Origin of the sequence: Agrobacterium albertimagni AOL15 (genome assembly GCF_000300855.1) — a bacterium.
Classification (GTDB): Bacteria; Pseudomonadota; Alphaproteobacteria; order Rhizobiales; family Rhizobiaceae; genus Allorhizobium; species Allorhizobium albertimagni.
Map to the genome: position 1 here is coordinate 482,694 of NZ_ALJF01000006.1, position 6,757 is coordinate 489,450.

The window sequence follows — 6,757 nt, forward strand, 5'->3', positions numbered from 1 at the left end:
CACGGGTTCTGCACGGGGCGTCCGCATGCAGGGAATGATGTCTTTGCCCATCCGCGCCTATAGTTTTCTCGTCATCACGACCTTGCTCTGGGGCGGCAACACGATTGCCGGCAAGCTGGCGCTTGGCCATGTCAGCCCGATGGTGCTGAGCTTTGGCCGCTGGGCGCTTGCGACCCTGGTAATTGCATCGATCGCGATTCCCCAGATCCGCAAGGACTGGGAGGTCCTTAAAGCCAACTGGAAGCTGCTGATCTTCTACGGCGCGGTGGGCTATGCCGCCTTCAACGGTTTTCTTTATACGGCGCTGAAATACACGAGCGCCGTGAATGGCGCGATCGAACAGGGCGCCATCCCGGTCCTGATCTTCGTCATCAACTTCCTGCTGTTTCGCATCGCCGTCTCTGCGGTCCAGATCCTCGGCTTCATGATCAGCTTCATCGGCGCGGCGGTCACCGCCTCTCATGGCGATCTCCAGACCTTGCTTACCCTGACGCTGAACTATGGCGATCTTCTGATGCTGTTTGCCGGTATCGCCTACGCGATCTACACCGTGTCATTGCGCTGGAAGCCGCCGGTTCACTGGAAGAGCCTGATGGCCGTGCCGGCACTCGCCGCCGCAATCACCTGTCTGCCGCTGCTCTGGTGGGAAGCGGGCCGCGGCGAACTGATCCTGCCCGACACGCGCGGCTGGCTCATCATCCTTTATGCGGGCCTGTTCCCCTCGCTGATCTCCCAGATCCTCTATATCAAGGGTGTCGAAGGCATTGGCGCAAACCGCGCAGGCCTCTTCATCAATCTGGTGCCGGTCTTCGGTACGCTTCTATCGGTCACCATCCTCGGCGAAAAGCTGGAAGTCTTCCATGTCGTGGCATTGGTGCTCGTTCTCGGTGGCATCGCGATTGCCGAATGGGGCAAGCCCGCCCCCGACAAGGCTCCGCGCTGACAATCTTAAGCAAGGTTAGCCGACCGACAGGATGGACACGTCTCCAGCAACAACACGCGCGGCGGTCAGCCGTCCGGTGCGATAGCAATGCGTGTCGAGACTGACCCGATCCGGGCCGACATGGGCCTCGCGCATGGGCGTATGCCCGTGGAAGACGCGCACCGGCAAACCTGGACCTAGATCGAGGAACGATCGCCTGATCCACATGAGATCGTCATCGGTCTGCTCGGACAGCGGTCGTCCTGGCTTGAGCCCGGCATGGGCGAACACATCCGTGCCCAGGGTGAGGAGCACAGGCAGCGATCTGAGAAACTCCACATGGCTGCTCGGAACTGCATTCCGGATGGCCTCGCGCAGGGCGAAGCGGTTGGTGGGCAGATTGAAGCCGTCCATCACCACACCATAGGACGCGAAGGTTGTCTCCGCACCGTGGTCGAGGACCCAGTCACCGGCCGGATCGCCGTCGAGAAAGGCGAGGAAGGCATCGTCGTGATTGCCGCGCAGGCAAACCCGCTCGAAACCAGACGGCGGCGACGCTGTAAGATGATAGAGGACGGCAGCGGATTTCGGCCCTCGGTCGACATAGTCGCCGAGCATCACGATCAGCTTGCGCCCCTCGGTCGACAGGGCGTCCTCGCGGATCATGTCTTCCAGTTCCAGAAGCGCGTCGAGACAGCCGTGAACGTCACCGATCGCATAGACAGCGGCATAGTCGGCGGGATCGATGACGAGACGTGGCGCACGGCCCGGCTCAGTGCTCATCAGACCCTCATCACCCATTGGACACCTCCTGTCCCGTCGCTGCGCTGCACGCATCAAGAGAAAAGCGTATCGGCACGAAAAAGGCCAGCCCCCACAGGGGCCGGCCTCGCAGTGCATTGGTACACCGATTAAGGTGTTGTGGTTGCCGGCGGCGTATCGGTGGCACCACCAGTCGGAGCCGGTGCGGCCGGAGCCGGATCGGTTGCAGGCGGCGGGGTGACCGGATCAGCAGCCGGAGGCGTTGTCGTATCAGCCGGCGGCGGGGCCGGAGCATCGGCCGGCGGGGCTGCGGGCGTGCTGCTTTCCGTAGCGGGCGTAGCCGGCGTTTCGGCAGTGTTCGTGCCACCGAAGACGAAGAAGGCGCCGGCTGCGATCACCACGATAAGCAGGATGGCGATGCCCCAGGTCGCGCCGCCGCCAGCAGTGGTCTGCTGGGTTACGTGCGGACGCTGATCGAGGCGGGGATCAGGACGTTGGTCCATGGTGTTTCCTCCTGGATTGGATGACCGACGGCTGCGCGGCCGGTCAAAATCTCGTTTCTATAAAGGCTGGCGATCGTCGCTTACTGAACGACGCCGACGACGACGTAGGTCTGCGGGTCAACGATGACGCGCTGATTGTTGACCACTGCATAGGCGTAGGTCGGATCTTCGGGGATCGTGGTCAGCACGACTTCCTGCGGAAGGGGTTCACCGACGACCACCTGCCGCTCGATGACGACCGGCTGGGCCGGGATCGGCTGCTGCTGGACATAGGTGACAACCCGCTCCGGCGGCGGAGCAACAGCGGTACCCGCGATGGCACCGACGACGCCGCCCACGGCTGCACCGACAGGACCGCCGACAATGGCACCGGTCACTGCACCACCGGCAGCACCGGTGACAGTGCCTTCTTGTGCCAGGACTGGAGAAGCGACAGCACCAAGTACTACAGCTCCAAGAGCGATAATCTTCGTATTCATGGCTTGATCCTTTCCGTTGACTGCCATTGACGGAAAGAACGGACTTCACAGGAAATTGTTCCGCGAACCTCTCCCAAGCCTCTACTACAAGCCTTTGGAAAAATTGGCAGAATTTAGGCAGAGGCGTAATGCTTGAGGCAGGGATTACTGCAGGTGGCAGTAAAACGCTATTCGTTCAACGGGCACGCCGAGACCGAAGCTGAAGAGCAACAAGACGCGTTCGCGGCAGGAATGGCAGCGTCATGCTGATGTGGAAAGCAGCTCAGGCACCCCAGCCGACGATGCCCTTGATCTCGAGAAAGTCGTGGATACCCCAGTCGGCATATTCGCGGCCATTGCCGGATTGTTTGTAGCCACCGAACGGGGCAGACGTGTCCCAATCAGGGTAGTTCAGATAGACGGAGCCGGCGCGCATACGGGCAGCAACCCGCCGCGCATGGTCGATATCCCGCGACTGGACATAGGCGGCGAGGCCATAGACGGTGTCGTTGGCAATCGCGATCGCCTCCTCTTCCGTCTCGTAAGGCATGATCGACAGCACGGGACCAAAGATCTCTTCACGGGCAATCGTCATATCCGGCGTCACATGGCCGAAAACCGTCGGACGGATGTAGTAGCCGCGGTTCAGGCCCTCTGGCCGCCCGGGTCCGCCGGTGACCAGCAGCGCGCCCTCTTCGATCCCCACTTCGATCAGCCGCTGGATCTTGTTGTATTGAACGTCGCTGACGACAGGACCGAGGACGGTATCTTCAGCCCGCGGGTTCCCGACCTTGTGAGCGTCCGCGGCTTCCCGCGCGATATGCAGCGCCTCGTCGTGGCGATCAGCTGGCACCAGCATCCGCGTCGGTGCATCGCAAGACTGGCCCGAATTGCCGAAACAGCCCTCCACGCCCTTGCGCACGGCAGTTCCGAAATCGGCGTCAGGAAGAATGATATTGGCTGACTTGCCGCCCAGTTCCTGCGCCACACGCTTGACCGTATCGGCCGCCGTCTTGGCGACGATGATGCCTGCCCGCGTCGAGCCGGTGAACGACACCATGTCGACATCAGGATGGCCTGCCATCACCTGACCAACTTCGGGCCCGCGGCCATTGACGAGGTTCAACACCCCATCAGGCGTCCCAGCCGCCTGCATCACCTCGGCAAAGATCAGCCCCGAGATCGGGGCGATCTCCGAGGGCTTGAGCACGACGGTGCAGCCGGCGGCGATTGCCGGCGCGACCTTGCAAACGATCTGGTTGAGCGGCCAGTTCCACGGTGTGATCAGCGCACAGACGCCGATCGGCTCCTTGACGATGCGGGTCGAGCCGCGCTGCTCGATGAATTCGAAGCTCTTGAAGGCGGCGATCGTGGCCTCGAGATGCGCTCGCCCTGCCTCGGCTTGAGAGTCCCGTGCGAAAGTGAGCGGCGCCCCCATCTCCCGGCTGACGGCCTGGGCGATGTCTTCGAAGCGCTCGTTGTAGACGGCAAGGATGCGCTCGAGAAGCTCCAGCCGCTCTGACCGGTCGGTCAGTGAGAAAGTGGCAAAGGCTTTTCGGGCGGCTGCCACGGCGCGGTCGACATCACCGCGTCCACCGATCGAGATCGTCGTGAAGGGCTCCTCGGTGGCCGGATCGATGACATCAAGAACCGCAGGCTCCAGCGGATCGACCCACGCACCGTCTATGAAGAACTTCAGATGGTTGGACATGCGGGCTCCAGCGGAGTGAAAGTAAGGTGGTTGGCACTATTGGTCACATGCCGGATCACGGCAAGCATGCAAGACGGCGTGATCAGGCTTTCCCCAACCTGAATGCGGGGATCAGCGTTCCAGTCCATCGAGCAGTCGATACCAGGCAAGATGAGCAGCGACCCCGAGACGTCGGAAGCGATGCAGCGGAATGGGGACCAGGGGCGAAATCGGCAGTGGCAGGGCCTCGCGGCTCCCCTCGGCCAGATACCGCGCGAGAACTCCACCGAGCGCCACCATCAGCCCGATGCCGCGCCCCTGACAGCCGGCCGCCATCAGAAGTCCCGGCTGAGGTTCATGCAAGTGCGGCATATAGTCGGGCGTCATCGCGACACGACCGAACCAGCGCTGTTCGATCCGCATGGAGCCAAGCATCGGAAAGAGCCGACGCATGGCCCTCTCCAGATGCAGCCAGTCGTCTGTCGATTGCGGCACGCGCATCGGAGCCCGCCCACCGAACACAAGACGTCCGTCGGCACTGCGGCGATAGTAAAGGACGATCCGCCGGCTGTCTGAGACGGCCTGTCCGCTCGGCAGTATGAAATCGAAATCCGGCGGCAGCGGCTCCGTGGCGATCTGGAAGGAATGCAGCCAGACAAGGCTCCGGGCGAGGTTCGGCACCAGCCCCTCGGAATAGGCGTTGGTCGCAACGAGGACTTTCCGAGCACGGAACGAGCGACCGGACCGCGTGGAGACTTGCCAGAAGGTTCCTTCCCTCTGCAGCGACGTGGCGGCATCATTCAGCAGCAGCGCTGCGCCGGCTTCCGTTGCGATACGCGCGAGTTCATGCACGAGCGCCAGCGGATTGACGACACCGGCGCGCCGATCGAGAAAACCGCCGCGATAGCCTTCGGCACCGGTCAGGAGCGCAATCTCTGCCGGATTGAGAAGCGCGACATCCGCGCCTTGCGCCCGCCATTGCCGGTTGCGCTGTACCGCCGCCTGCATGGCGGTCTCGGTATGCGCCGCCTGAATCCAGCCGGAGCGCGTATGCTCGACGTCGAGACCTTCGCGGGCGATGAGATCGAAGACGAAATCTGCCGTCCCCGCCGAAAACTCGATGAGCCTTCGACCGGCCTCATCACCGAAAAGCGCAAGCAGCGTTTCCGGATCCTGCTTCAGCCCAGGGATCACCTGGCCGCCATTCACCCCGGATGCCCCGTCACCGATCCCACCGGCTTCGATAACCTGAACCGATAGCCCGGCGCGCGCTGCATGCAGCGCCGTCGACAATCCCTGATATCCGGCGCCGATGACAACGAGGTCGAGATCGCCCTCTTCACAGCGACAGTGAAGCGGCGAAACGGGGCGTCGCCAAACGGACGAGACCGGAATTGCGGACTGCATAAAGGTGAGACCTGAACACGATTGGAAAAATCGTCGGGCAATCTGCCCCGCCCCAACAAACCACACAATAAACGTCAGGCTGTATTTTGGCCGATGGGTAGAATGACCGATTACTACTTAAGCCGCGATGGATAATCAAACTTCAGAACATTCTCATGCTTCGCTGGGGAGCTGCCAATCAATCGCGTTTCTGCCCTTGGAGAGAAGATACTCATTGGCTTGCGAAAAATGCCGACAGCCGAAGAAACCGTTATGCGCCGACAGCGGCGACGGATGCGGCGCCTTCAAGACCAGATGGCGGGACCCGTCGACAAAGGCGGCCTTCTTCTGCGCATAGGAGCCCCACAGCATGAAGACGACATGCTCGCAGTCCTCGTTCACGGCGCGGATAACCGCATCGGTAAAGCGCTCCCAGCCTTGGCCCTGATGCGAGGCCGCCCGCGCCTCTTCGACCGTCAGCACGCTGTTGAGCAGCAGCACCCCCTGTTGCGCCCAGTGCTCCAGGGAGCCGTGGCGCGCCGGCGCAATACCGAGATCGCTCTGCAGTTCCTTGTAGATGTTGACGAGCGACGGCGGGATGCGCACGCCGGGTCTAACGCTGAAGCAGAGCCCATGCGCCTGCCCTGCCCCGTGATAGGGATCCTGGCCGAGGATCACCACCCGGACTTCGTCGAGCGGCGTCAGATCGAGCGCCCGGAAATACTCCGCCCCCTTGGGAAAGATCTGCTTGCCGGCCGCCTTTTCAGCCTGCAGGAAAACCTTGAGATGGCGCATGTAGGGCTGCGCGAACTCGTCTCCCAGCACCGCTTTCCAGCTGTCTTCGAGCCTGACACCCGCCTCCGCCATTGCCGCCGCTCCTCGTTCTCGCTTACATGCTTGGAGACGATAGAGAGCCGGCAACCGGACCTGTCAACCTCAACCCGAGCCGAGCACACAAGAGAACCGTGAAGTCACTCCTGAAACTCTGGCGCCGCCAGCGCATACTGACCTCGGCATTCCTGCTGGCGATGGCGCT

At 62.2% G+C, this 6,757-nt stretch carries 7 protein-coding genes; 1 reads left to right on the forward strand and 6 read right to left on the reverse strand.

Annotated elements, in window-relative coordinates:
• Positions 1-43 precede the first annotated feature (43 nt).
• Positions 44-943 carry a DMT family transporter gene (locus QWE_RS09365; protein WP_085942921.1) on the forward strand — a complete coding sequence of 300 codons (900 nt, stop codon included), beginning with the start codon at positions 44-46 and terminating at the stop codon, positions 941-943.
• Positions 944-958: 15 nt separating this feature from the next.
• Here QWE_RS09365 and QWE_RS09370 read toward each other — a convergent pair whose 3' ends face one another.
• The 6 genes from QWE_RS09370 to ung form a co-directional block, all read right to left on the reverse strand.
• Positions 959-1,723 (reverse strand): metallophosphoesterase, encoded by a 765-nt coding sequence (locus QWE_RS09370; protein ID WP_006725870.1) that lies wholly within the window; start codon positions 1,721-1,723, stop codon positions 959-961.
• Positions 1,724-1,833: 110 nt separating this feature from the next.
• Entirely contained in the window at positions 1,834-2,187 is a 354-nt protein-coding gene (locus QWE_RS25250; protein ID WP_006725871.1) for a hypothetical protein, read from the reverse strand.
• Positions 2,188-2,267: 80 nt separating this feature from the next.
• Positions 2,268-2,666 (reverse strand): DUF1236 domain-containing protein, encoded by a 399-nt coding sequence (locus QWE_RS09380; RefSeq protein WP_006725872.1) that lies wholly within the window; start codon positions 2,664-2,666, stop codon positions 2,268-2,270.
• Positions 2,667-2,928: 262 nt separating this feature from the next.
• On the reverse strand, positions 2,929-4,356 hold the full coding sequence (locus QWE_RS09385; RefSeq protein WP_006725873.1) for an aldehyde dehydrogenase family protein: 1,428 nt from the start codon (positions 4,354-4,356) through the stop codon (positions 2,929-2,931).
• A 111-nt stretch (positions 4,357-4,467) separates the two neighbouring features.
• Positions 4,468-5,742: an NAD(P)/FAD-dependent oxidoreductase gene (locus QWE_RS09390; protein WP_006725874.1), complete on the reverse strand. Its 1,275-nt coding sequence runs from the start codon at positions 5,740-5,742 to the stop codon at positions 4,468-4,470.
• A 153-nt stretch (positions 5,743-5,895) separates the two neighbouring features.
• On the reverse strand, positions 5,896-6,588 hold the full coding sequence (ung, locus tag QWE_RS09395) for a uracil-DNA glycosylase (protein ID WP_006725875.1): 693 nt from the start codon (positions 6,586-6,588) through the stop codon (positions 5,896-5,898).
• Between the last annotated feature and the right edge of the window lie 169 nt (positions 6,589-6,757).

Excerpts from the sequence above, each read along its gene's own strand:
- QWE_RS09370 (WP_006725870.1), bottom strand. The coding sequence starts at position 1,723 with ATGGGTGATGAGGGTCTGATGAGCACTGAGCCGGGCCGTGCGCCACGT.
- QWE_RS25250 (WP_006725871.1), bottom strand. The coding sequence starts at position 2,187 with ATGGACCAACGTCCTGATCCCCGCCTCGATCAGCGTCCGCACGTAACC.
- QWE_RS09390 (WP_006725874.1), bottom strand. The coding sequence starts at position 5,742 with ATGCAGTCCGCAATTCCGGTCTCGTCCGTTTGGCGACGCCCCGTTTCG.
- QWE_RS09380 (WP_006725872.1), bottom strand. The coding sequence starts at position 2,666 with ATGAATACGAAGATTATCGCTCTTGGAGCTGTAGTACTTGGTGCTGTC.
- QWE_RS09385 (WP_006725873.1), bottom strand. The coding sequence starts at position 4,356 with ATGTCCAACCATCTGAAGTTCTTCATAGACGGTGCGTGGGTCGATCCG.
- ung (WP_006725875.1), bottom strand. The coding sequence starts at position 6,588 with ATGGCGGAGGCGGGTGTCAGGCTCGAAGACAGCTGGAAAGCGGTGCTG.